This is a genomic window from Rickettsia endosymbiont of Polydrusus tereticollis, from assembly GCF_964026385.1.
Lineage (GTDB): Bacteria > Pseudomonadota > Alphaproteobacteria > Rickettsiales > Rickettsiaceae > Rickettsia.
The window spans coordinates 64560-88316 of sequence record NZ_OZ032142.1; the positions used below are offsets into that span (position 1 = coordinate 64560).

A 23757-nucleotide genomic window follows, 5' to 3' on the forward strand; every position below is an offset into this window, starting at 1 on the left:
ATCCTGAATTTATTTCAGGATCTACTAAAAAAGATGCTGAAACAAGTTCAGCATGACAAAAAAAGTCTGGATTCCCGCCTTCGCGGGAATGACATCAAAAATTCGATTCATGCAACAATGCCTCTCTGGTGATTAAAGTATCAAGAAGAATAAGATCATTCATCTCCAGTATCCCATATAGGACTAATAATATCTCCTGTTATTTTGCCTTGACCTTTAAATATGCCTACTATAGAAGTTTTAGGTTTCTTAGAAGCTTTAGGTTGTACGTTTAAGGCTTCTAATTTAGCAATAGGTATGTTTCTTTTAGTAATAATTATAGATTGATGAGTTTTTTGTAGGTCTTCAAGTATCTCTGAGCAATGAGATTTAAATTCACTAATAGCTACGTTAGTAGACATATTTATAATATTATCGGTTAATAATTAATATTATAACATATAGCCACCGGTAATAGTCAAATATTATTTAAATTTTCTTCTATTAACTAACCCAATTAGAAACCCGCTAGCGGTGATAATCACCCCAAGCCAGATGAAGCTCATCATGGGTCTATAATATATTTTAGCATGAATTATATCATTATCTATATTACTTAAAACGGCGTAAAGGTCGTATGTTAAATAAGAATAAATATCACTTTCCTGCGATAAAGTTTTCTCAATTATATAAAATCTATTTTCCGGTTTTAATATAGTAATTTTCCCTTCTCTATCTTCAAGCCAGAATTCGGCAATTTGTCGGTAGTAATTTTCTCCTTGTGCAAATTTAATATTTTGTAAAGTAACTTTAAATTCTCCAAGTATTTTGGTTTCTCCTACCTTGCCCGTAAAATCGACTTCACTTTGTAATAATGAATTAATAGTAACACTAAAAGCAATTAGTGCAAAACCGAAATGCCCTAAAATCACTGCTGCACTACCGGCTTTTAAACTTTTTCGCAAATATGCCGTTTTAGTAAGTAGCGAATAAATATTATGTAGCATCAAAAAAACAGCAGATATTATAGTTCCCGCCGAAATAAAACCATATTTTACTTTAAAAGAAATAGCATAGCATATTACTAAAGAGAGTAATAAAATCAAACTATGTTTTTTTAAAGAGCTTTTACTAGTAAAAAAGCCGGCAATAAAAAGAATTGGAATAACGAAAATAATAAAATTATTAACAAAAAATTCTTCATTAATAATAACGGGTTTGTCATCAAATAAAGAGTAAATTACCGGATAAAGAGTAGCACATATTAGTATGACTAAGCTAGTTAGAAAGCAGATATTGCCGAGTGTTATTCCTTTTTCTTTAATGTCATACCGTGGCTTGACCACGGTATCCAGTCTTTTTATCAAGGATTCTCTGGATACCGTGGTCAAGCCACGGTATGACATTAATCCGATCGAGCTAAACGCAATAATTACAAATATAGTCAGTAGGTAAATCCCTCTCTCTGGAGAAAAAGCAAAAGAATGGATAGAAGTAATAAAACCGGAACGCACTAAAAAGGTGCTAAATACTACTAATAAAAAAGTAAGAATCGATAAAATTATTGTCCAGCTTTGCATTCGTTCTGTTTTTATCGTCACTAAAATTGAGTGGTGGAGAGCAATAGCTGATAACCACGGAAATAACGAAATATTTTCGACCGGATCAAAAAACCAAAATCCACCCCAACCGAGTTCTCTATAAGCCCACCATGAACCTAAGGCAATGCCGATAGTCGTAAATAAAATACCGATATTGGCGAAAGTTTTTAATAGTTTTATGTCATTCCTGCGAAGGCGGGAACCCAGGCTTAATTTTGAGTGTTTTTTTCTGGATTCCTGCTTTCGCAGGAATGACAAAGGAGAAGAGAATGACAAAGGAGAAGAGAATGACAAAAGAGAGGATAATGACAAAGGAGCGGAAAATAACGTAATGGAGCGTAATAAAATTATACACGCACAGGTAAAAGGTACTACATAACTAACATATCCCAAATATAGTATCGGGGGGTGGATGCTAAGTGCGATATCTTGCAGCATCGGGTTTAACCCTAAACCTTGAGTCGGTGCAAATGAAAAAGCATTAAACGGGTTGGAAGTGAAATAAATAAAACTGCCGAATAGTAATTGTAATATCGATAAAATAAGAATGGCTAGCTGCTTGTCTTGTTTATTGTTAATTAAGCAAACATAACAGCAGCTAATAATTTGTAGTAAACATAACCATAATAAAATTGAACCTTCATGGCTTGACCAGCTGCCGGCAATTTTAAATAGCAAGGGTTTTAGCGTGCTAGAGTTTAAAAAAACGGTTTGCAAAGAGAAGTCTGATATGACAAAACTATAAATTAGCAGGGTGAAGGATAATAAAGTGCTGAAAACGCTAAGGTAGAAGGAGGCTTTGATGTCATTCCCGCGAAGGCGGGAATCCAGAAAAAAGCTTAAAACGAGTGGAATTATATAAGCAGTTCCACTATTGAGTTGTTTAAAGGATTTCTGGATTCCCGCCTTCGCGGGAATGACATCATTAATTTTGATTTTTTCAGCAATACCACGCAAAAAAAACAAAACCACCGCCATGCCGCTTGCAATCATTGCAAGTATCTGAAAAAAATTACCGATATCACTCACCGTTAATTATTCCTTCGGTTGCCGGTAGAACGGTAATTTTTACGCTCTCAATCTTGTTGGCTATTTTTCTATTAATAACAATAGTTAAATTAAATATTTCAATTACCTCGCCTTGGCTTGGAATACGGGCAATTTTATGAATAATTAAGCCGGCGATAGTATTTGCGTTATTATCCGGTAAATTCCAGTCTAATTCTCTATTAATATCTCTGATGGTCGTAGTGCCGTTAATGATAAATTCTGAATCGGATTGTTTAATAATTTCGTTATTGTGGCGGTCATGCTCATCGGTAATTGGTCCGACAATTTCTTCTAAAATATCCTCAAGCGTAATAATACCTTGCAGATCGCCATACTCATCAACGACGCAAGCAAAATGGTTGTTGCGTTCTCTAAAAGCATGTAATTGGTGGACGACTAAAGCATTTTCCGGAATAAACCAAGGAGGAGTTACTAATTCCTTAATGTTAATTTTTTTTGCGTCATTGTTATTGTCATATAAAGCACGTAGTAAATCCTTTAAGTGCAGAATACCGATTATATTGTCCCTATTATCTTGCCACAAAGGTACACGGGTATTGGAACTTAAGGCTAAAGCATTTTTTACTATTACCTCATTCGGTAAATCTATATTGATTGCTATAATATTACTTCTATGCGTCATAATTTCCGATACCACCATATTTCGGATATCTAAAATCCCTCCTAACATATTACGATCGGACTTGTAAACATTGCCTTCCTGATGGTAATGCTCAATCACTCCTCTAACTTCTTCGGTACCTGATATTTGGGACTTTAAGTTAATACGAAATATGAAACAAAATATTTTGATAATATAATCAAGGGTGGCATTAATGGGCTTTAGGATTTTCAAAAAAACTATAATAGTCGGAGCCATAAATAATGCTAATTGTTCGGCTTTAGCAACCGCTATTGCTTTCGGTACTACTTCACCGAAAACGATTATTATAAAAGCCATGACGGCTGAGGCAACTATTGTGCCGCTATGCCCGAGAAAGCTAATAAATAATGAGGTTGCAATAGTGGTGCAAACGGTATTAATTAAACTATTACCGATTAATAAAGTCCCAATAACTTTTTCTTTCTTTTTAAGGACTTCCAAAACGAGTGTTGCACGTTTGTTACCTTCTATTTTTAGCTTTTGAATTTTTCCCGGAGATGAGGCGGTAATAGCAGTTTCTGTAGCGGCAAGGAGTGCAGATATACCCATCATTATAATAATAATGATTACTAATAATGTAGTCATTTTTTTGACACAGATGTAAATTTGTTTATAGAACTTAGATTATATTAGTAATAAAATTTTTTACCTAATGTTTTTTTATTATTATGTGGGCATGAAGGATGGGTAGAAGCTTATTTGCCTTGACCTTGTTACATGGTTCAAATTTTTGCAAAGCGTACGGTGTCATTCTAGTTCCTTGATCGGCATTGTTGATGGGTCGAATTTTTGGTGTCATTCCCGCGAAGGCGGGAATCCAGAGAATATTTAAGCGAATTATATAGTAAATTTTTATATAATTTTGCTTATTTTAAGTGTTTTTTCTGGATTCCCGCCTTTAGCTAGAATGACATATAGCACTTTTTTCGAGCCACACAACAACGCTATCGTCACTGTTAACTTGCCTAATCATCCGCGTGTTCGTTCTTTGTTGTTGCTACCGGTATTAATACGTGAGGTAAAACTTGAATCTTGCATGTTCATATTATTGCCAACTTCTTTAGCTTGTTGTTTTGCGAATTCTTGGCTTAATATTCCTGCTTGAGCTTTTCTTAATTCTATTCCCATATTTTTAGCTCTGTCTGTAGAAAGAATTTCTTGACCTTTAGCGAGTTTAATTAAATTATCGCAGACAAATACCCCGCAATCATGTGCATTTTCTTGTTGGGGAGTTTCTAAATCTACTATTATTGCTGTTGGAGCCGCTTTCTTAATTAAATCTAGTAACTCGGGTCTATTTTCTATAGGAGTACCTATAGGATCATTATAAGTAAACGTTACTTCCTCATTTTCTTTATTGTAAGTTGCTATTAAGCCCGTCCAGTGTTCTCCGCCGGTTTCAATAGGAATAACGGCAGCTTCTTTCCCCGCCTTCACCTGAGCAATAGTATTATTCAAGACTGCTGTAACTATTTCATCTCTACTAGGATTTGAAGCTAACGATATAGCGGGTTGAATAGATACTTTATTTTCATCCAAAGATCCTTTCAAAATATGTTGAATTTGATAATCCTCATATAGGTAATTAGCTTTTTTTACGTTATCAATATCACCGGCACTAATATCTAAAAGAAGACCTTTGTCTTGTGTAGAGTTAGGAGCAATAGAAATAGATGAAATAGGAGGAGCAATAATACTGCTTCTTCTTTCTTCAGTCGACTTTGTTAATTGTTGTTCCGCTTGTATGGATTTTGTATATTCTTCTTGCGTAATACCTATTTCTTCCCAAGGGGTTTTATTAGAAGGCGTTGTTAATTGTGCATTCATTGTTTTAGATTCTTCTTGCTTCTTGCCAAATATTTCTTTAATTGTACTGACTATTTCTTTAAAATAATTAAAAACTTTCCTAAAAAAGCTTACAGATCGTGGATTATATTCTTCTACCGCTTCCGGCTTTATTGCACCTTGTAAAGGAGCTATATTCGGGATATTTTTATTTGCAAGACTAGAAGGTGATTGATCGTTATTACTCGGCAAAGTAGGACTCATACCTTTCTCCATATTTGAAATTTTTTGTTTATCCGAAAGATCAAAATATATATCCACGGGATTTATTTCGGCTTTACTTAAATCTTTTTGGAATTGTTCAGATAATTGCGATACGTATTTTTCTAAGTTCTTAGCACCGTTTGTTTGATCTTTTAAAATTTCTTCAACTTCTAATTTTATACCGAATAATTGCTCCGGGTTTTCAATGCCGAATTTGAGGGCTATGGCATTACTAGCTCCTTCTACTGAAAGCGGGTTGCTCTTTATAACTATCCGACTATTTTGATTTTTAGCAGTCTTTACTAGTTCGTCTAATTTAGCTTTATCAGGTAATGACCCTGAAATTAAAATATTAACCGGTTTCTGTAAAATTTTTGATATTACGCTATTTGCGTCTGATATAGTTTGAATATTAGTAGTTTTCTCTCTAGCTATATCTCCGTGAGAAATAGCATAATTTTGATCTTGCTCATTAGCAAAAAATACATGCTCAACTTTTGCTAACAGCTCTTTCCAAATATTTTCTAACTTCGGATTTTGTAGTAACGGTTTATAATTACCAAAGGTGAGAGAAGTTTTTATGCCAAGAATTTCAAAATTTGTTAAATCTTGTAAATCAAATATAGGGTAATGATCATTTGAAGGATGTTGAATATTGAGTATCGGCATTCGACGCCCTGATTCTTCAATTATTTCTCTTAAAATTCGATCTTTATCAGATATATTGCTTTCTTTGTTTGGTTTAAGTGCAATAACGGATATTTTTTGTTCAGCTTCTTTTTTATTTACTCTTTGTAATATTTCATCTTTACCGCCTAAAGAAAGAGTAAATATTATAGGAACATTTTCTTTTTGTTTAGTCATGTATTAACCTTATTTAAAAAGTATTAAATAATTTACCCCATTATGATAATTTTTAAAACTTAAATCAAGGTTTATTACTAACCTTTGTCTTTATAACGGTTGACTAAAAAATATAATATTATTTTATTTTTAATGTTCCATGCTTCAACTCATATACTTTATCCATTTTATAAGCTATTTCGTGGTTATGGGTGACCATAATAATAGCGGTATTTTGTTCTTTTGCAACTTTAAGGAGCAAATTAAATACTTCATTACTAGTTTTAGGATCAAGGTTACCTGTGGGTTCATCCGCTAAAATGATTTTAGGTTTATTAATTAAGCTGCGAGCAATAGCAACACGCTGCTGCTCGCCGCCTGATAATTCTCCGGGCATATTATGTGATTTTTTAACTAAGCTAAGGCTAAGTAAAATCTCTTCTGCTTCTTTTATTGCTTCTTCTTCATCACCTCCGGCGATTAATTTCGGTAAGATAATGTTCTCAAGAGCGGTAAAATCCTTAAGCAAATGGTGTTGTTGATAAATAAAGCCTAAATGATACAGCCGGATTAGATGGTTTTGTTTCTGATCCGTATTCGGTATAGTGACTTCTCCATTTGTCGGTTTATCAAGGAGACCTGCAATATGTAGTAAAGTCGATTTACCGCTACCGGAAGAGCCGATTATTGCAATTAATTCACCTTCGTTAACGGTCAGGTTAAGATCGTCTAGCACTCTAACAAGCGTGTTTCCTTGCTTATATTGTTTTGAAATGTCTTTTAAAATTAAAACAGCTTTACTCATAACGTAGGGCATCCACAGGATTTAATTTAGAAGCTTTGTAAGAAGGATAAATTGTTGCCAAGAAGCATAATATTATCGATAAAGAAGTAATTAATGCTATATCCTCTATTCTTACTTCCGAAGGTAGAGTATAGAGAAAATAAATTGCAGCTTCAAAAAGTTTAGTACCGGTTATTTTTTCTAAACAAGTTTTAATAGTTTGAATATTATAGGAAAATCCCGTACCGAGTATTACGCCGAGCATAGTACCGAGCAGACCGATAAACATACCGTTACAAATAAAAATTATCATAATTTGTTTAGTACTTGCACCGATAGTTCGCAATATTGCGATATCCGAAGTTTTATCTTTAACTAGCATAAATAAGCTAGAAATAATATTAAAAGCAGCAACCGTAATAATTAAGGAAAGAATGGTGAACATTGCTATCCGCTCAACCGCTAGTGCATTTAAAAATTGCATGTGTAATATTTGCCAGCTAGTTACTCTTACGTCGCTACCTAGTAATTGCTGCACTTTATATGAATAGAGAAGAGATTGGTCAGGGCGTGCGGTATTGAGCTCAATAAGGTTAATATTATTGCCAAGTGATAAAAAATTTTGTGCGGCTTCTAGAGGCATCAAGATAGCTGTACTGTCATAATCATACATGCCGCTGGTAAAAATAGCGATAACTTTAAACTCTTTCGAACGTGGTATACTACCGAAAGCCGTCGAAATCGCATTCGGTGAAATTAGCTTAAGCTTATCGCCGACATTAACGCCGAGATTACTTGCTAGCTGGCTCCCTAAAGCTATGACGTTTTTACCGTGAAAATTGTTAAAACTACCGAAATTGACATTTTTTAAGATTTCGTTTTTAACCTTTAAGTCTTTTATATCAATACCTTTGATAAGTGCACCGCTATTATTTTTTTTTCCAAGTGCCAAAGCTTGTCCGTGTGCCATGATAGTTACGTGTTTTACGTAATCCTGCTTAAGCAACTTAGTTTTAATTTCTTGATAATCATCGATAACGCTTGCCGTCGGGCTGACCACTATATCACCGTTTAGACCGATAATATTTTTGGTAAGCTCGGTATGAAAGCCGTTCATGACCGACATTACCACTATCAAAGCTGCAACGCCGATAGTTACTCCAAGCAATGAAAAACCGGCAATAATAGAAACAAATTTTTCATTTTTCTTGGCTCTAAAATATCTAAACGCTACTTTTAAAATAAAATTTTTATTAGTCATCTTGAATATTTAAGTTAAATTTTTTACTATGTTATTGTGAAGAAGCATTGTTGTATGGTTCGAATTTTTGCAAAGCGTACGGTGTCATGCCGTGACCTGATCACGGCATCCAGCCTTTTTATTAAAGTTTTTTCTGGATACCGTGGTCAAGCCACGGTATGACACCATACTTGTAATAACCATAATACGGTAAATTATGAGCCACGCAACAAAGCCGGTTTAACCACGGCTTGATATCAAGTGTTGCCTTACTAATCTTTTTGAATAGAAAGCTCAAAAATTTTATCATACTGAAATAATTTGTAACATGTTAATAACCCAAATACGGTTATAATGCATATAGTTATACCTAAAGGTGCATAAGTGCCGTTATACAACCAGCCGACCAATTGTAAACCTATTGCCGTTGCAACTAACCTAGCGGAAGTAAAAACGCCCGTCATACGAGACTTACCGTTAGGGATCGCTTCGAGTAATAACGGCCATAATATATTAAACGGATATATTATCCCTAGTGACAGTAACAACATAACTATTGTTATTATAAGTGGATTAGTGGTTTTATCTATAATTAGAATAGTATCGGCAATTAAGAATAATACTATAAATGAAATTCCAAAATAAAAACAATTTTTAATGCCGAATTTTTTAAAACAATAACTGCTAGTGAAACTCATAGCTGCAAATAATGCCGCTAGTGAGCCTTGGTAAAGCCCGAAATTTTGAAGTGATACCCCTAAATCTTGCATATATAAGATCGGTGCTATACCGATAAAAACCCAATATCCTTCTGCAAGGAACATCAATGTAAGTAAATAATAAATCGCTTTTCGTGATTTGAAAACCGGTAAATATTCTTTTAAAGAAATCCGTATTTCTTTGTTTGTTTTACCTTCCGGAATAAATAATAAACCTAGTATTAGGCTAACTATACCGAATAAAAATAATAAGATAAAATTACCGTGCCAACCCCAAAATAAATTTACGTAACTACCTATAACCGGTGCAAAAGCCATAGAAAGAGTAATAGTGCCGTTTAATACTCCCATCATTTCTTGTTGTTGTTGCAATGAATAAATATCTGCCAGCACTACATATACAAGCACCGCTACCGATGATATACCGGCACCTTGCAAAAACCTGCCTACTAGTAACAGCTGGTAACTATTTGCAACTATACATAATAAACTACCTAAATTAAAAATAAATAGTCCGATAATAATAATCGGTTTACGCCCGTAGCGATCTCCTAAATTACCGACTATAAGCGACGTTATGCAATAGGCTATTAAATTCACTCCTAATAACCACTCTACCATAAAAGGAGAAAGATTAAAGGTATTTTGTAAATCAGGGAAACTCGGGACGAATAAATCTACTTCCGCACCCGCTAAAATTTCCATAATTATAACAGTAAAAAAGAGTTTCATATGCTTTATTCAAAAGTTTATCTGGTTCTAAAAAAGTGCTATATGTCATTCCCGCGAAAGCGGGAATCCAGAAAAAACACTTAAAATAAGCAAAATTATATAAAAATTTACTATATAATTCGCTTAAATATTCTCTAGATTCCCGCTTTTGCGGGAATGACATCGAAAATTCGAGCCACGCAACAACACCGATGCCACACTAAAATGACATTATTTTAAGAACTACTATAGCTATTTCAATATCGGTGGAAAAATAAAAAAGAGGGATAGGGATGATATGTTACTTAGAAACTTGCAAAATTATTATACAAATAAATAACCGGCATAAAATAAACATATACTTTATACCGGCATTCTGTCGGAATTTAGGAATTGTTGCATGGATTAAGAAATGGTCTCAATGTCATACCGTGGCTTGTACCTGTGTTGTTGCATGGACCGAAAAAAGTGCTGTATGTCATTCTAGCTAAAAGCGGGAATCCAGAGAATATTTAAACGAATTATATAGTAAATTTTTATATAATTTTGCCTATTTTAAGTGTTTTTTCTGGATTCCCGCTTTTAGCTAGAATGACATACAGCACTTTTTTCGGTCCATGCAACAATGCCAAGAGATGCCTCGCCATGACGATTTGGGTATCCACGCAACAATGCCCAGAATTTAAAATAATATTATTATATTAAATTTACTATTTAAGAATAGCTTAATCTAAATAATAATATTATTGAGAAAGACCTAATTTTGTTTTTTGCTCAGGAGTAGTATTATCCATAACCCACTTTTGAACATCAGCACTTAACATATTATACTGATCGGAAGTTAAGCTATCAACCCAACTTTTTTGATCTGCAGTATTCATTTGCATGATCGAATCTGTAGTAACAGCTTCCGGTGCAGGCATTTTTACCATGTCAGCAAAAGCCGATGTTGAGAAAGCTAGAACTAGTAGAACTTTTAGTAAATTTTTCATTTTTATGAACCTTTATTGTTTTTGTATAAGTGATTATAACTTAAGTATAGGAGCTTTCAAGATAAATTATATAACAATTTAATTTTTTTATCGAAAATGAATTATTATTGCAACAAATATGCTACTCGTCTTTTGCTGTTGTCAGTTGCTCACGACAAATTAGGCGGTAAATTTCTGAATTTAATAGTAAATCATCATGAGAGCCTTCGGCAACTAAATGCCCTTTATCTATTACTAAAATATTATCGGCGTGCTCGATGCCGCTAATGCGGTGGGCAATCGATAATATAATTTTTCCTTTCATTATTTGTTTTATTGAACTTAGTAATTTTTGCTCGCTTTCGCTATCTAAAGCACTCATTGCTTCATCGAGAAGTAAAATTTGCGGGTTACGAAGCAAAGCACGTGCAAGTGCTATTCTTTGCTTCTGACCGCCTGACAATCTTAACCCTCTTTCGCCGATTTTCGTGTCAATACCGTCATGAATTTTGGCAGTAAATTCCGTTATGCCTGTTATTTCCGTAACTTTTGCTATTTCTTCATCGGTAGCATCAGGTTTGGCAAAAATAATATTTGATTTAACAGTACCTGAAAAAATACTAGCTTCTTGCGGAACATAAGCAATTAAATTCCTAACTAAACTAGAGTTTATCAGTGATATATCTTGATTAGCGATAGTAATTAAACCACTATCGGGGAAATAAAATTTTAATAATAGCTGCATTAAAGTAGTTTTGCCGCAGCCTGACCTGCCCGCTATACCGCTAAATTTACCCTCGGATATTTTAAAAGATATATCATTGATAATTTTTAAATTCGGTCTTGAAGGATAAGCAAAATTTATATTTTTAAATTCTAGGGTAATTTGTACTTCCTTCTTGCTTTCCACATTAATACCCGGATACCCGCCTTCGCGGGTATGACATAGAGCGGTTTTATCGTATGAACTAGTCAAGGTTAACACTCTTTCAAGTGCCGTGAGCGGTAAATGCATCTCGCTTAAGAGTTCAAAAATTCCGCCGCTACTTATTCCGGCAATAACGGCATAATAAATAAATGACACCATAGAGCCGGCAGATAAATTCCCTGCGACTATGTCCATGCTACCGATCCAAATAACTAGGGTGATAGAAGTAAGTATCACCGCTATCGAGACGGCAAAAAATAATGCACGGATTTTTAAACGGCTAGCAGAATGTTTTAAATAAGAAAACGCTTGTTTATCAAAATCGGCAATTTTGTTTACCTGGCGATTAAAAGCATGGATAGCACGGATATTAGTAAAGCTTTCCTCTATATTAGAGGCTATTTCCGCTTGAGCATTTAAAGTCTTTTTTGATAGAGCTTTTACATGTTTGCCGAATTTAATTAACGGGATTAATAATAAGGGAATAGTAATAATTACGATTGCCGCAAGCTTGTAGCTTTCAAAAAACATTAAGGCGATACCGCCGAGTAACATCACTAAATTACGAATGAAAAAAGATAGAAAATTAACGATAAGTTTAGCTATTAAATCTATATCGCCGGTAAGGCGTGCAATAATTTCACCGATTTTTAATTCTTCAAACTCGGCAATTTCATAATTAATTAAGTTGCTATAAGCCTCCTTTCTAATTTGAGTAACTACTTTTTCGGCAACGTTATTAATATAATAAGAGCGAAAAAAACTACTTATACTTAAGATAACAATTAATAGGCAAATAAATAATATGGATTTATTAATTGATAGCTGATAATTTTCGGTTAAGCCGTTATCAACTAGCTTCCTAAAAACACCGCCCATTAATAATAATGAAATTGATACGCATAATAAAGACGCCATAACAATAATAAGGTCTTTTTTATAGCACCCTAAATATTTAATCAGCCTATGTAAAAATGTGATATTCATGATGTCATTGATTTAGGCGAAAGGAGTGAGAAATGTAGCCTATACTGTTCAGTTAATCTAAAAAGTATAAGTTTATATCATTCTTGCGTAGGGGCGTTGTTGCCCGGCTCGAAATGTTGCAAAGCGTACGGTGTCATACCGTGGCTTGACCACGGTATCCAGTCTTTTTATTAAGGTTTTTTCTGGATGCCGTGATCAAGTCACGGCATGACACCATACTTTTAATAACCATAACACGGTAAATTATGAGCCATGCAACAACGCTATAGTTAGTATAGTATGGGGCGAGTGACGGGGCTCGAACCCGCGACCCTCAGAATCACAATCTGATGCTCTAACCAACTGAGCTACACCCGCCGTAAATTAACAACGTAAACTTAGATTATTCGAAGGATTTAGTCAAGGGCAATTAATATGGTAATAAAAATTATATTTTTTATTTCATAATTTCCTTTACTTGCATTATAATTTATTTTTGTAAGCAAATTAGTGTAGGAAATGAAAAAAGCGGTAATTTTAGTAAGCGGCGGACCGGATTCCTCTACTGTCCTTACTATGGTAAAAAATAGGGGTTACGAAATTCATGCAATAAGTTTCGATTATTCGCAACGTAATAGTAATAAGGTAGAATTACAAAAAATCAAGGAATTGATAAAGCTATATAATGTAAAGCAACATAGAATTATCGATATTGATTTACGCCAGTTTGGCGGTTCGGCTCTAACCGATGATCAAATAGACGTTCCGAAATATAAGGACTATCATGAAATAGGTACTAATATACCCCTAAGTTACGTACCGGCTAGAAATACCATATTCTTAAGTTATGCACTCGGCTTTGCTGAAATAATAGGAGCAAGAGATATTTTTATTGGCGTACACGCAAGTGATTCCGCTAATTATCCGGATTGTCGTCCGGAATATATAAAATCTTTTGAAGCAATGGCAAATTTAGCTGCTGCTGCAGGGGTGCAAGGGCAACGCATTCAAATTCATGCACCGCTACTCCATATGACGAAAGAAGAAATTATTAAAGCCGGCCTCGATCTTGGAGTAGATTACTCTAAAACAATATCCTGTTACGATCCGACAGAAGAAGGGCTATCGTGCGGAACATGCCATTCTTGCCTTATTAGGTTAGACGCCTTTAAAAAAAATAATATGCAAGACCCTATCAAATATATATGACAATTAGAAAATATTTATATGGACCGTTTCCCGTATTAGACTTAAATGACGTAGTTCTAAGAGAGTTAACTGATGCGGATGCGGAAGACTATTTTAACTATATGAACAAGCCGGAAATGGCGTTATATTTAACGGATAATAATAGACCGTCTAGTCTTGAAGAGGCACTTAGGGAAGTTCATTATTGGGCTAGTTTATATAAAAATCGGATAAGCTTTTATTGGGGGATAGCCCTTAAAGATAATAATAAGCTTATCGGTACTGCCGGATTTAATATAATAACAACTACGCACCTAAAAGCGGAAATAAGCTTTGACCTTGATGTTGATTTTTGGGGACAGGGGATAATGCTGAAATCTATAAAGAATATCTTAAGATTTGCCGATTATATGGGGTTAATTAGAGTACAAGCAACGGTGATAACTGATAATCGTCGTTCTATTAATCTTTTAGAGAGATGCGGTTTTGCTCCGGAAGGCATCTTAAAAAAATATGAAATTGTTGCAGGACAACATAAGGATTATTACATGTATGCAAGAGTTTTATAAATTATTAATTAAAAATAAAAAGGGAAGATTTAATGGCAACGGAAATTAATAAAAAAGGATTAATTTGTTCTTTCTGCAGTAAAAAACAACATGAGGTAAAAAAATTAATAGCGGGACCGGCCGTTTTCATTTGTAATGAATGTCTTGACCTTTGCACCGATATTATGAGGGAAGAAACTAAAGTTGCACTTAAGCAAATTACTTCTTCGATTCCGGCACCGCAAAAAATTTGTGCAATATTAAATGATTATGTCATTGGACAAGATCAAGCTAAAAAAGTTTTAGCGGTAGCGGTTTATAATCATTATAAAAGGCTTGAATATCTTGAATCAGGCAATAACGACGTTGAGCTTACTAAATCAAATATCTTGCTAATCGGTCCTACCGGTTCGGGAAAAACATTACTTGCTCAAACGCTGGCTAAAATTCTTGATGTACCTTTTACAATGGCGGACGCTACTTCTTTAACAGAAGCAGGTTACGTCGGAGAAGATGTTGAAAACATATTATTGCGGTTGTTACAATCTGCCGAGTTTAATATAGCCAAAGCTCAAAAAGGCATAATTTATATTGATGAGGTCGATAAAATAGCCCGCAAATCGGAAAACCTCTCTATTACAAGGGATGTATCGGGCGAAGGAGTGCAACAAGCTTTGCTTAAAATTATGGAAGGAACTGTTGCTTCCGTGCCGCCTCAGGGAGGAAGAAAACATCCGCAACAAGATTTTGTTCAGCTAGATACTTCTAACATTTTGTTTATTTGCGGCGGGGCCTTTATGGGTATAGATAACATTATAACGGCAAGGACAAACCAAAGTTCTATGGGATTTGCTGCCAACGTTAATATGAATAAAGAGCAAAATAGCGGTGAATTATTAAAATTACTTGAGGTTGAGGATTTAACCAAATTCGGTTTAATACCTGAATTTGTCGGTAGATTGCCGGTAGTAGCTACTTTGGACGATCTGGATAAACAAGCATTAGTTACGATCTTAACTCAGCCTAAAAATGCTATAATAAAACAATATCAAAAACTATTTGAATTAGACGAGACCGAGCTTAATATTGATTTAGATGCTTTAGAGGCGATTGCCGAAAAAGCTCTAGCTAAGAAAACAGGTGCTAGGGGGCTTCGCTCAATTCTTGAGAATCTGTTATTAGATAGCATGTATAAAGTTGCAGAGCTAAAAAAAATGCGGGTTCATATTACAAAGGATGTAGTAAACGGTCTAACGCAGCTGGCAATTACTCCTAATAATGCGGCTAAGCCTACTAAAAAACAACGGATGGTAGAGGATATACCGGCATAGGGGCAACAAGTATCATTTACGGTTTGGGTATTCACGCAACAATGCTACATGAAAAGGCGTTGTTGCTATAATGCTTGCTAATATATTAATATAGCCGTTAAAACAATCAAAGCCCCCACTAATCCGACTATATTAGCTATTATGATAGGAGTGTTTTTTAATAAAATACCGTATAATAGCCAACTGCTAAGGGCAATGGCACTAATCGTAAAAGCCGGTAGAGAGACCGAACTTGCAGATTTACAGGTAAATATTTTATATGCCTGTACGTAAAACATGAAATTACCTATTGTTCCTGCAACAGTCATGTATTTTTCATAAAAATTCATAAATTTCGGTGACATTATTTTAATATCCTATTTAAAAGTATGGTGTCATGCCGTGATTTGTACTTGTGTTGTTGTGCGGCTCTAAAAAAGTGCCGTATGTCATTCCCGCGAAGGCGGGAATCCAGGCTTTTTTTGTCATGCTGAACTTGTTTCAGCATCTCATTAATAGATCCTGAAATAAATTCAGGATGACTTAAAAATATTTTTTTCTGGATTCCTGCTTTCGCAGGAATGACATCAAAAATTCGAGCCATGCAACACAACGCTATTGCTTCATTGTAATGACGTTATTACTTCGTCCTTTGAAAATTTGCCACTATCGGTATATGATCAGAAGGTTTTACTTTAGTTCTTAAACTATAATCCATATAACAATTTTCTAAATAGTCAACTGTGCCGCTAGAGCCAAGTAGCATATCAATACGCATACCTTTATTTTGTTCAAAGCATCCGGCTCTATAATCCCACCAGGAAAATTCTTGAGTATTAGGGTTGCCGACTCTATATAAATCTTCAAATCCTAGATTCAAAATTGTTCGGAATTTTTTTTGCTCGTCAAGAGTAAAACAGGTAGTGTCTCTAAGTGCTAGCGGAGAATATACATCAATATCAAACGGTGCAATATTAAAATCTCCTCCTATGATGATTTGTTCTTCAAAAGATTTTTGCAAGGATAAATATTTGATAAAGCTATCATAAAATTTTAGTTTTGCTTCAAATTTATCGCTACCGACTAGTGAACCGTTAGGAGCGTATAATGAAATTACTTTGCAAAAACCAATAGGAGTGGATACGTTAATTTCCAAAAATCTTGATTGATCAAAGCAATAATTAGCAGGAAAATCCTTTATTACTTCGTCTGCGGGAAATTTCGATAAAATAGCAACGCCGTTATATGATTTTTGTCCGTGAACATAAAAGTTATAAGGTAGGTCGGATAGTTCGTTAAACGGAAAATTATCGGTTTCGCATTTTATTTCTTGTAGTAATAAAATATCAGGATTTACTTCAGTTAAAAAATTACGTAAATGCTCAAATCTTATTTTTACGGAGTTAATATTCCAAGTGGCTATTTTCATTTCTGCCCTGTCGTATTTTCTTCCGTTATTTTGTCATTACGAAATCTCAATTCCGGAAAACTAAAATAATAAACTAAAAGATGAGTAAAAAATGCTCCGGCAATTACCGCCACCATAGAATATTCTATGGTGTTATAATCAGGACTTGAGCCGTATGTATCAAGCAATACGCTAAAACATACCCCCCATAATATTGATATTTCAATAGCTAGACCTTTCGGGACTCCTTTGGTAAATTGTCTTCCGCTGATAAAATCTCGGAACATTACTCCGCTATTGGCAGTTATACAGGCGAAAAACGGTCCCCAAAATCCAAGCGGTTCAATTTTTTGTATAATAATCATGACAACGCCGATAGCTATAAAACTTGCCTGCCCAAATGCGTCACAAATAGCAAGGACATTAATAAATACTTGATCTAAAAAACTATCTTCATAAGCTTGTTTATTGTAAGAGCTAAATAGTTTAATAGCGGTAAAACTTATTAATACGGATATAAAGACATAGTAAAAATAAAAGGGCGTAAAATCAAAATTTAAATGCCCCGTATCATGATTTACTATTAAATCAAGTATAATACAGCTGCTAATAGACGGTAATATTGCCAATAAAAAAGTACCGAATAAAGTACTATTATTCTTGGCACCTATTATAATACCCGAAACTGCAAAAGCTAAACTTCCGATCATAACGATAATATGACACCATGTAGAGTCGACAGATTTAGGTAATAAAATATGATACAGGTAAGTTTTTGTAATTTTCTTATATTCATTGCTAGTAATAAATGCGTCTATTGCATAATTAAATTTTTGTACGACATTTAAAGATACGGTTTTTTTACTAAACATTAAATGTATCGGTGTTTTTATGTTTAAAGGAACTTCCGTTACTTTTTGCTTAACTTTCTCGTTCAAAATATTTACGGCACCGACGATTCTATCGCTAACAAACCCGTCAATTTCTTTTTTCATAAATCCGTTAACTAATTCCATATCATTTTGATATACGGTAATTATATCGCTATTTTTTTCACTGTGTAGAAAATCGGTAAATTCCGGAAAACCGTATACGTTACCTTTAATCACGCCAAGATACAGATTAAATAAACGTACTTGTGCCATAAACTGATTAATGTTTTGAAAATTTAGTTTTTTTGCGAGTGGATCGATAATAAATAGTGAAAGTTCTTCTGACCTATAAGGTTTTGAAAAATGAGCATATTCACTTCTTTCTTTAGTATAAGTAGCTCCGCTTACCATATCTAATGTGCCTTGTTCGATATCTAATTGGTTTTGAAACCAATTATTTTCTTCGTCAACTATATTAATTTCTGCTTTTTTAGCAAAAGCATTAATTAATTCAATATCCATGCCGGCGACGTTAACATTACCGTTCGGAATAGTAGTAATATATTGATAAGGGACATTTGTATACCAACCGTTTATTAAAGTTTTCTTATCCGGTACATCGTTGCATTCTAAAAATGTTTGATTATTATCCAAAGGTTGATTTGGTAAATTGTCACTCAAGATATTAAAAGTTTTTAAAATAATTAATATAAAAACAAAAAGCTTAAAAATTTTCATATACCAACCTACCTGTATAAATTTCATGTTCTATGCCATTGCCGTTTTCAAGCATTGTTGTATGACTCAAAAAAAGTGCTGTATGTCATTCTAGCTAAAGGCGGGAATCCAGACTTTTTTTGTCATGCTGAACTCGTTTCAGCATCTATTATAAAAGATCCTGAAATAAATTCAGGATGGCTTAAAAATATTTTTTTCTGGATTCCCGCCTTCGCGGGAATGACATCGAAAATTCGAGCCACGCAACAACACCGATCAAGCCACAGAATAACATTTATGTCTCTCTAATCACCTTCATTTCGCCGTCAAAAAATTTAATGCTAAATTTTTCTTTAGTTTCTGCCGCAGCTTTTGAAGATAAAAATTTACCATCCTCGCTTTTAATCATAGCAAAGCCTCGTTTAAGCACGTTATTATAATCTAAGCTTGTTAGAAGCGAACTATTTAACGTTAGTTTATATTCAAAATTTTTCAAACTATTATCGATTGATTTCATCATATAACCGGTTTGATGTGTCAATTCTAATAATTTATAAGTAATTATTTTAACGGGATTAATCCTATCTTTGGTAAAATATTCAAGCTTTGTTTGTTTTTTACTAATCAGATAAGGTAAGGAATCTATCAAATTAAAACCTACTTCATCAAGTAGTTGTTGTTTATTATTAATATAATTTACAAAATATCTATGTATTTTGTTATAGTTAGAAATATGTTGTTGTTGATATTTAATTAATTGATTAATACGGTTTAGTAAAATATGCAAGTGAGATTGTAACGTATAATTTAAAATAGAAAGTACCGGCACGGCAAATTCGGCTGCCGCAGTCGGGGTAGGTGCTCTTTTATCGGCAGCCAGATCAATTAAAGTATAATCTACCTCATGACCGACTGCTGAAATAATAGGAATTTCTGAGTTAAAAGTAGCTCGTACTAATATCTCATCGTTAAAAGGCCAAAGATCTTCTATTGAGCCGCCGCCTCGAGCAACAATTATTACGTCCGGTTTATTTACTTCTTCTAAATTATTAAATCCTTCTATAGCTTCAGCAATTTCATTGCCGGCATTTTCTCCCTGTACGCTCACAGGCCATATTATTATCCAAGACGGAAAACGGTCGGTAATTCGGTGAATGATATCTTTTATAACTGCACCGGTTATTGACGTAACGACACCGATTTTAGTCGGTAAGAAAGGCAATTTTTTTCTTACCTTATTAAATAAACCTTCTTTGTCCAGCCGAGCCTTACGTTCATTTAAAATTTGCATCATGGCACCAAGACCCGCCGGCTCAAGGTTATCTACCGATAATTGATAACGTGAATTGCCTGAATAGCCGGATAGTTTGCCGCTGATGACTACTTCCATTCCATCCGTCAATGGAAATTTAATTTTAGCAAGAGTGGGACGCCAACAAGTGCAAGCTAAAATAGCCGTATTTTCTTTTAAATTAAAGTAACCGTGACCTGAACTTGCTATTTTAAGACCGGAAATTTCGCCTTTTACTCTAACATAACCGAAATTACTTTCTAATAATTCTTTAATTTTATTAGAAATCTCACTAACGGAAAACTCTTTAGCCGATTGGTTATCGATAAAATTATCTAACATGGCACATATTACTTAAACGATACATTGTTACGTGGATTGAAATTAATAAAACCCCCGTCATGGCGAAGCCACGAAGGCGTTGTTGCGTGGCTCTAAAAAATGCCGTATGTCATTCCCGCGAAGGCGGGAATCTAGGCTTTTTTTGTCATGCTGAACTCGTTTCAGCATCTTTTTAGTATATCCTGAAATAAATTCAGGATGACTTAAAAATATTTTTTTCTGGATTCCCGCCTGCACGGGAATGACATCAAAAATTTGAGCCATACAACACCACCAATACCCCTTGCCATGACGACTCTTAGAGACATGCAATAAGGTCAATACCACACGGGAATGACAAGCATTTAGCTTAGAATACTAGTCTATCTATAACAAGAGCAAGTAAATTTTTATAATCTTTTATAATTACTTTGATATATTTAATATAGCTTGCTATTATTTTTCACTATAATTATATCTTGAGTAACATTAAATGCGTCTTGTATGCAGCTTATTAATTATCATTATCATATTGCCGGTTATAGGTTTTTCGGATGCGGTTAAACAAGCTAAGGGCGTTAAAATAGATAATGTAGCTGCCGATTTTATTGAATATAATGAAAGTGAAAAGCTAATATACGCTAAAGGTAATATTAGCATCACCATGAATAATTATTTGTTAATAGCGGATAATTTACTTTACGATATAGAAAATGATATTTTATGGGCAGAAGGAAATGTTAAAATTAAGGACGAAAAAGGTAAAGTTGTTATAGGTGAAAAAGTAGTTTTAAAGGATAAATTTAAAGCCGGGGTGATTTCGGATTTTATTTTATTTTTCGGTAATAATACTCTTTTAGTATCGAAACTCGCCGAAAGGATTGATGAAAACAAAGCTCGCCTTTATTATAGTAAATTTACGCCTTGTGAAATTACTTGCAATAAAAACCCTATTTGGCAGATTGCCGCCAAAGATACCTATGTTGATTTTGATGCAAATAGGATAACTTACAGAAATATGTTTTTTGAGGTATACGGCGTACCGATTATATATTTGCCGTATTTTTCACATCCTACTCCTTCTGCTCCTGCTTCGTCCGGTATATTAATTCCTAATGTAAAAAATGAAGGTTTAGGCATACCTCTATATTTGCGAGCCAAGCCTAATATGGATTTTACCTTAACTCCGAGGATTTTTGAAAAATATCAAATTTTTGAGCTTGAAGGGCGTTATCGCTTTAATAATACCGATTCTATAATTTTTGAAGGTAATTATGGTAATTTACCGTATTTTTTAGAAAAAAACGGTAAAACAATAAAAAATGAAAAAGTTAATAGCTATCATTATGTAACAAGCGGTAATTTTATTAATAAAGAATATGCTTATGGATTTAAATTAGAGCGTACTTCCGATAAAGCATATTTAAAAAACTATTATAATAATTATAGTTCTTATTTAACTTCTAAGGTATTTTTAAATAAAATTCACGATACTGATTATTTAGTAGCGGAAGCTATAGACCTTCAAGGATTAGGCACTAATGATAGCAAATACACCGATCCGTTAGTATTACCAAAAATTAACACAAAAAATGTTATAAGTTTAAATGATGATAGTTATATAGTTATTGAAAATAATACTTTATTTTACAAAGAAAGAATAGGTAAGCAACTAGCAAGAACTTCATTGCAGTTATCTTTTATCCATAATTTGTTAACCCCTTCCGGACAAATTTTTAATTTTAATCTTAAAGATAGAGGTGATTTTTATTTTATTCGGCATGAGTATCTAAATAAAATTAGAGATCAAAAAACCTTAGCTAGAAACATACCGGAATTTCAAACCGTCTGGCGTTATCCGTTAGCGGGAGTTATCGCTAATAATATTACTTTACTTACCGAGCCCATAGCCTCTTTCACGGTGGGACGAAAATTGCAGCACCGAGATAATAAATTTATTATCATTGATCCTAATAAATATGAATTGTCGGAGAAGAATATATTTTATTCAAATCGTTATAGCGGGATTGATTGTCATGAATTCGGTAATAGGTTGAATTACGGGCTTAATACTACTATATCTAAACATGAAAATTATTTAGGTTTATTCTTGGGGCAGTCAAAAAATACTAAATATAGTATTGATCAGTCCGTTCATAATACCGAAAATGTCGGGAAAATTTCCGCAAGATTTTTAGAGCAATTTGAATTATTTTACGGTTTTAGGAAAGATGAACATCTTAAACCTATTCGTGATGAAATAGGCAGTAATTTTCAAAATGATAAAATTAATATTGCCGGTAGCTTTATTCAGCTTACAAACCTTAAAAAATATTATAGTATAGAAAATAAAGAACTCTCTAATAATAGAGTAAGGCAATTTTACGGAGATTTAGGATATCGGTTAACGGAAAATTGGTTGGTCGGTTTCGGCGGACGCATCGATATATCGACACAAAAACCGCAATTACTTTCAAGAACTATTAAAGTGACATATTTTAAAGATTGTGTTAGAATTGCTGCAAAAATTTCTTCTGACTATATGGTGGATGCAAGTCGTGGGATAAAAAAAACTACTTCCTCTTGGAGTGTTACTATCGGTTTAAAAATATTAAATATGTGAGTTTAAAAATATGAAAAAATTATTGTTTATAATTACTGTTTTTTTAACTTTGAATATAGCAAAGGCAGAATTACCAAATATAGTTGCACTAGTGAATAACGAGCCGATTACTTTAAATGAGTTTCGAGCTCGTAAGAAAATGATTATGGCACTAAATAATGTTGAAAGCGTAAACGCTGCACAAGATAAGCAGCTTAGCAATTTGGCAATCAAAAGCCTAATTGATGAGGCACTGCTTTTTCAATATACTAAAGATAAAGCTATTCCCGAGGAAGAAGTAAATAACGCTATAAGAACTATCGAAGAGCGTAATAAAATGCCGAAAGGTTACCTTCTTCAGTATCTTAAAAGTAAATCTGTCGACACCAATAGTTTTATCTCACAAATTAAAGCTGAATTGGTTAAGATGAATATCTTATCCGGTTTATCAAGATCGATAAATATTAGTAACAAGGAAATAGATGCTACAATTTTGGCAAGTAATATGAAAGACGCCGAAATTTCTATGCAAATCTTCACTGCAAAAGATGAAAGCGATAAAACGCTTACGAAAATGTATAATTTAAGGAAGCACTTAAAAAGTTGTTCGAGCGTAAAAAAACCTATGTACGATAATTTTGCTACTATGGAGTTGGTTGACGGGAAGCTGAATAGTTTAGACGGAACTTTGCAAACTATTACTAAAGATTTAAATATAGATCAGGCAAGTAGTGTTTTTGAAAGGAATAATAAATTTCAAATAATATTAATATGTAATAAAAAAATCTTAAATGTCAGTGAAGACGAAAATAATTACGTAGTGAATTTTTTAACAAATAAAAAAGTATCGCAAAAAGCTCAGAAGTTTTTTGATAATTTACATAAAAAAGCTTATATAAAAATAATGCTACCGTCGTAGGGTTATATTGAGTTAATTTAAAAAGTTAAAATTAATGTCATTCCCGCGAAAGCGGGAATCCAGACTTTTTTTTGCC

At 33.7% G+C, this 23757-nt stretch carries 22 protein-coding genes and 1 tRNA gene; 5 read left to right on the top strand and 18 right to left on the bottom strand.

All coding sequences use genetic code 11. The annotated features are described in order from the left end of the window. Nucleotides 1-155: 155 nt before the first annotated feature. The 12 genes from AAGD48_RS00290 to AAGD48_RS00345 all read right to left on the bottom strand — a co-directional run bounded on the left by AAGD48_RS00290 (nucleotide 156) and on the right by AAGD48_RS00345 (nucleotide 12883). A complete protein-coding gene (locus tag AAGD48_RS00290) occupies nucleotides 156-401 on the bottom strand; it encodes a type II toxin-antitoxin system prevent-host-death family antitoxin (RefSeq protein WP_341789993.1) in 246 nt (81 codons plus the stop codon). 63 nt (nucleotides 402-464) lie between these two features. Then, nucleotides 465-2537 (bottom strand): heme lyase CcmF/NrfE family subunit, encoded by a 2073-nt coding sequence (locus tag AAGD48_RS00295; RefSeq protein WP_341790800.1) that lies wholly within the window; start codon nucleotides 2535-2537, stop codon nucleotides 465-467. 64 nt (nucleotides 2538-2601) lie between these two features. After that, nucleotides 2602-3879, bottom strand: a complete 1278-nt coding sequence (locus AAGD48_RS00300; protein ID WP_341789994.1) for an HlyC/CorC family transporter — start codon at nucleotides 3877-3879, stop codon at nucleotides 2602-2604. Nucleotides 3880-3943: 64 nt separating this feature from the next. Continuing rightward, nucleotides 3944-4093, bottom strand: a complete 150-nt coding sequence (locus tag AAGD48_RS00305) for a hypothetical protein (protein ID WP_341789995.1) — start codon at nucleotides 4091-4093, stop codon at nucleotides 3944-3946. A gap of 170 nt (nucleotides 4094-4263) precedes the next feature. Continuing rightward, on the bottom strand, nucleotides 4264-6207 hold the full coding sequence (locus AAGD48_RS00310) for a Ulp1 family isopeptidase (RefSeq protein WP_341789996.1): 1944 nt from the start codon (nucleotides 6205-6207) through the stop codon (nucleotides 4264-4266). A 118-nt stretch (nucleotides 6208-6325) separates the two neighbouring features. Beyond that, a complete protein-coding gene (locus AAGD48_RS00315) occupies nucleotides 6326-6991 on the bottom strand; it encodes an ABC transporter ATP-binding protein (protein ID WP_341789997.1) in 666 nt (221 codons plus the stop codon). Continuing rightward, complete coding sequence (locus AAGD48_RS00320; RefSeq protein ID WP_341789998.1) at nucleotides 6984-8231, bottom strand: lipoprotein-releasing ABC transporter permease subunit; 1248 nt, start codon at nucleotides 8229-8231, stop codon at nucleotides 6984-6986. Before AAGD48_RS00320 ends, AAGD48_RS00315 begins: the two co-directional genes overlap by 8 nt. Nucleotides 8232-8482: 251 nt before the next feature. After that, nucleotides 8483-9634, bottom strand: a complete 1152-nt coding sequence (locus AAGD48_RS00325) for a multidrug effflux MFS transporter (protein WP_341789999.1) — start codon at nucleotides 9632-9634, stop codon at nucleotides 8483-8485. Further along, nucleotides 9582-9710, bottom strand: a complete 129-nt coding sequence (locus AAGD48_RS00330) for a hypothetical protein (RefSeq protein WP_341790000.1) — start codon at nucleotides 9708-9710, stop codon at nucleotides 9582-9584. Before AAGD48_RS00330 ends, AAGD48_RS00325 begins: the two co-directional genes overlap by 53 nt. Nucleotides 9711-10383: 673 nt before the next feature. Continuing rightward, entirely contained in the window at nucleotides 10384-10632 is a 249-nt protein-coding gene (locus tag AAGD48_RS00335; protein WP_341790001.1) for a DUF2673 domain-containing protein, read from the bottom strand. 121 nt (nucleotides 10633-10753) lie between these two features. Next, entirely contained in the window at nucleotides 10754-12526 is a 1773-nt protein-coding gene (locus tag AAGD48_RS00340; protein ID WP_341790002.1) for an ABC transporter ATP-binding protein, read from the bottom strand. 280 nt (nucleotides 12527-12806) lie between these two features. Beyond that, nucleotides 12807-12883 (bottom strand) — tRNA-His (locus AAGD48_RS00345). A 141-nt stretch (nucleotides 12884-13024) separates the two neighbouring features. Here AAGD48_RS00345 and queC point away from each other — a divergent pair. The 3 genes from queC to clpX are packed head-to-tail and all read left to right on the top strand — an operon-like array spanning nucleotide 13025 to nucleotide 15572. Beyond that, complete coding sequence (gene queC / locus AAGD48_RS00350; RefSeq protein ID WP_341790003.1) at nucleotides 13025-13714, top strand: 7-cyano-7-deazaguanine synthase QueC; 690 nt, start codon at nucleotides 13025-13027, stop codon at nucleotides 13712-13714. Then, entirely contained in the window at nucleotides 13711-14262 is a 552-nt protein-coding gene (locus AAGD48_RS00355) for a GNAT family protein (protein WP_341790004.1), read from the top strand. Before queC ends, AAGD48_RS00355 begins: the two co-directional genes overlap by 4 nt. A gap of 32 nt (nucleotides 14263-14294) precedes the next feature. Next, on the top strand, nucleotides 14295-15572 hold the full coding sequence (gene clpX / locus AAGD48_RS00360) for an ATP-dependent Clp protease ATP-binding subunit ClpX (RefSeq protein ID WP_341790005.1): 1278 nt from the start codon (nucleotides 14295-14297) through the stop codon (nucleotides 15570-15572). 77 nt (nucleotides 15573-15649) lie between these two features. Here the strand turns inward: clpX and AAGD48_RS00365 are convergent, their stop codons facing one another. The 6 genes from AAGD48_RS00365 to AAGD48_RS00390 all read right to left on the bottom strand — a co-directional run bounded on the left by AAGD48_RS00365 (nucleotide 15650) and on the right by AAGD48_RS00390 (nucleotide 20445). Continuing rightward, nucleotides 15650-15916, bottom strand: a complete 267-nt coding sequence (locus tag AAGD48_RS00365) for a SemiSWEET family sugar transporter (RefSeq protein ID WP_341790006.1) — start codon at nucleotides 15914-15916, stop codon at nucleotides 15650-15652. Continuing rightward, complete coding sequence (locus AAGD48_RS00370; protein ID WP_341790007.1) at nucleotides 15916-16155, bottom strand: hypothetical protein; 240 nt, start codon at nucleotides 16153-16155, stop codon at nucleotides 15916-15918. Before AAGD48_RS00370 ends, AAGD48_RS00365 begins: the two co-directional genes overlap by 1 nt. Nucleotides 16156-16191: 36 nt before the next feature. Continuing rightward, nucleotides 16192-16980, bottom strand: a complete 789-nt coding sequence (xth, locus tag AAGD48_RS00375; protein WP_341790008.1) for an exodeoxyribonuclease III — start codon at nucleotides 16978-16980, stop codon at nucleotides 16192-16194. After that, complete coding sequence (locus AAGD48_RS00380) at nucleotides 16977-18512, bottom strand: transporter substrate-binding domain-containing protein (protein ID WP_341790009.1); 1536 nt, start codon at nucleotides 18510-18512, stop codon at nucleotides 16977-16979. The genes xth and AAGD48_RS00380 overlap by 4 nt, the downstream gene beginning before the upstream one ends. Nucleotides 18513-18843: 331 nt before the next feature. Next, complete coding sequence (xseA, locus tag AAGD48_RS00385) at nucleotides 18844-20181, bottom strand: exodeoxyribonuclease VII large subunit (protein WP_341790010.1); 1338 nt, start codon at nucleotides 20179-20181, stop codon at nucleotides 18844-18846. A gap of 57 nt (nucleotides 20182-20238) precedes the next feature. Next, a complete protein-coding gene (locus AAGD48_RS00390) occupies nucleotides 20239-20445 on the bottom strand; it encodes a hypothetical protein (protein WP_341790011.1) in 207 nt (68 codons plus the stop codon). Between the two features lie 208 nt (nucleotides 20446-20653). Here AAGD48_RS00390 and AAGD48_RS00395 point away from each other — a divergent pair, with 208 nt between their 5' ends. Both AAGD48_RS00395 and AAGD48_RS00400 read left to right on the top strand, forming a co-directional pair. Next, nucleotides 20654-22783, top strand: coding sequence for an LPS-assembly protein LptD (locus AAGD48_RS00395; protein WP_341790012.1), 2130 nt, complete (start codon nucleotides 20654-20656; stop codon nucleotides 22781-22783). 10 nt (nucleotides 22784-22793) lie between these two features. Continuing rightward, nucleotides 22794-23681 (top strand): SurA N-terminal domain-containing protein, encoded by an 888-nt coding sequence (locus tag AAGD48_RS00400; RefSeq protein WP_341790013.1) that lies wholly within the window; start codon nucleotides 22794-22796, stop codon nucleotides 23679-23681. Nucleotides 23682-23757 lie beyond the last annotated feature (76 nt).

Bases quoted from the DNA above. Each gene is read 5' to 3' on its own strand.
- xseA (WP_341790010.1), bottom strand. From the start codon at position 20,181: ATGTTAGATAATTTTATCGATAACCAATCGGCTAAAGAGTTTTCCGTT.
- queC (WP_341790003.1), top strand. From the start codon at position 13,025: ATGAAAAAAGCGGTAATTTTAGTAAGCGGCGGACCGGATTCCTCTACT.
- AAGD48_RS00330 (WP_341790000.1), bottom strand. From the start codon at position 9,710: ATGACATATAGCACTTTTTTAGAACCAGATAAACTTTTGAATAAAGCA.
- AAGD48_RS00355 (WP_341790004.1), top strand. From the start codon at position 13,711: ATGACAATTAGAAAATATTTATATGGACCGTTTCCCGTATTAGACTTA.
- AAGD48_RS00365 (WP_341790006.1), bottom strand. From the start codon at position 15,916: ATGTCACCGAAATTTATGAATTTTTATGAAAAATACATGACTGTTGCA.
- AAGD48_RS00305 (WP_341789995.1), bottom strand. From the start codon at position 4,093: ATGACACCAAAAATTCGACCCATCAACAATGCCGATCAAGGAACTAGA.
- AAGD48_RS00370 (WP_341790007.1), bottom strand. From the start codon at position 16,155: ATGGCTCGAATTTTTGATGTCATTCCTGCGAAAGCAGGAATCCAGAAA.
- AAGD48_RS00300 (WP_341789994.1), bottom strand. From the start codon at position 3,879: ATGACTACATTATTAGTAATCATTATTATTATAATGATGGGTATATCT.
- AAGD48_RS00400 (WP_341790013.1), top strand. From the start codon at position 22,794: ATGAAAAAATTATTGTTTATAATTACTGTTTTTTTAACTTTGAATATA.
- AAGD48_RS00340 (WP_341790002.1), bottom strand. From the start codon at position 12,526: ATGAATATCACATTTTTACATAGGCTGATTAAATATTTAGGGTGCTAT.
- AAGD48_RS00310 (WP_341789996.1), bottom strand. From the start codon at position 6,207: ATGACTAAACAAAAAGAAAATGTTCCTATAATATTTACTCTTTCTTTA.
- AAGD48_RS00325 (WP_341789999.1), bottom strand. From the start codon at position 9,634: ATGGAAATTTTAGCGGGTGCGGAAGTAGATTTATTCGTCCCGAGTTTC.
- AAGD48_RS00320 (WP_341789998.1), bottom strand. From the start codon at position 8,231: ATGACTAATAAAAATTTTATTTTAAAAGTAGCGTTTAGATATTTTAGA.
- AAGD48_RS00315 (WP_341789997.1), bottom strand. From the start codon at position 6,991: ATGAGTAAAGCTGTTTTAATTTTAAAAGACATTTCAAAACAATATAAG.
- AAGD48_RS00290 (WP_341789993.1), bottom strand. From the start codon at position 401: ATGTCTACTAACGTAGCTATTAGTGAATTTAAATCTCATTGCTCAGAG.
- AAGD48_RS00395 (WP_341790012.1), top strand. From the start codon at position 20,654: ATGCGTCTTGTATGCAGCTTATTAATTATCATTATCATATTGCCGGTT.
- AAGD48_RS00335 (WP_341790001.1), bottom strand. From the start codon at position 10,632: ATGAAAAATTTACTAAAAGTTCTACTAGTTCTAGCTTTCTCAACATCG.
- xth (WP_341790008.1), bottom strand. From the start codon at position 16,980: ATGAAAATAGCCACTTGGAATATTAACTCCGTAAAAATAAGATTTGAG.
- AAGD48_RS00390 (WP_341790011.1), bottom strand. From the start codon at position 20,445: ATGGCTCAAATTTTTGATGTCATTCCCGTGCAGGCGGGAATCCAGAAA.
- clpX (WP_341790005.1), top strand. From the start codon at position 14,295: ATGGCAACGGAAATTAATAAAAAAGGATTAATTTGTTCTTTCTGCAGT.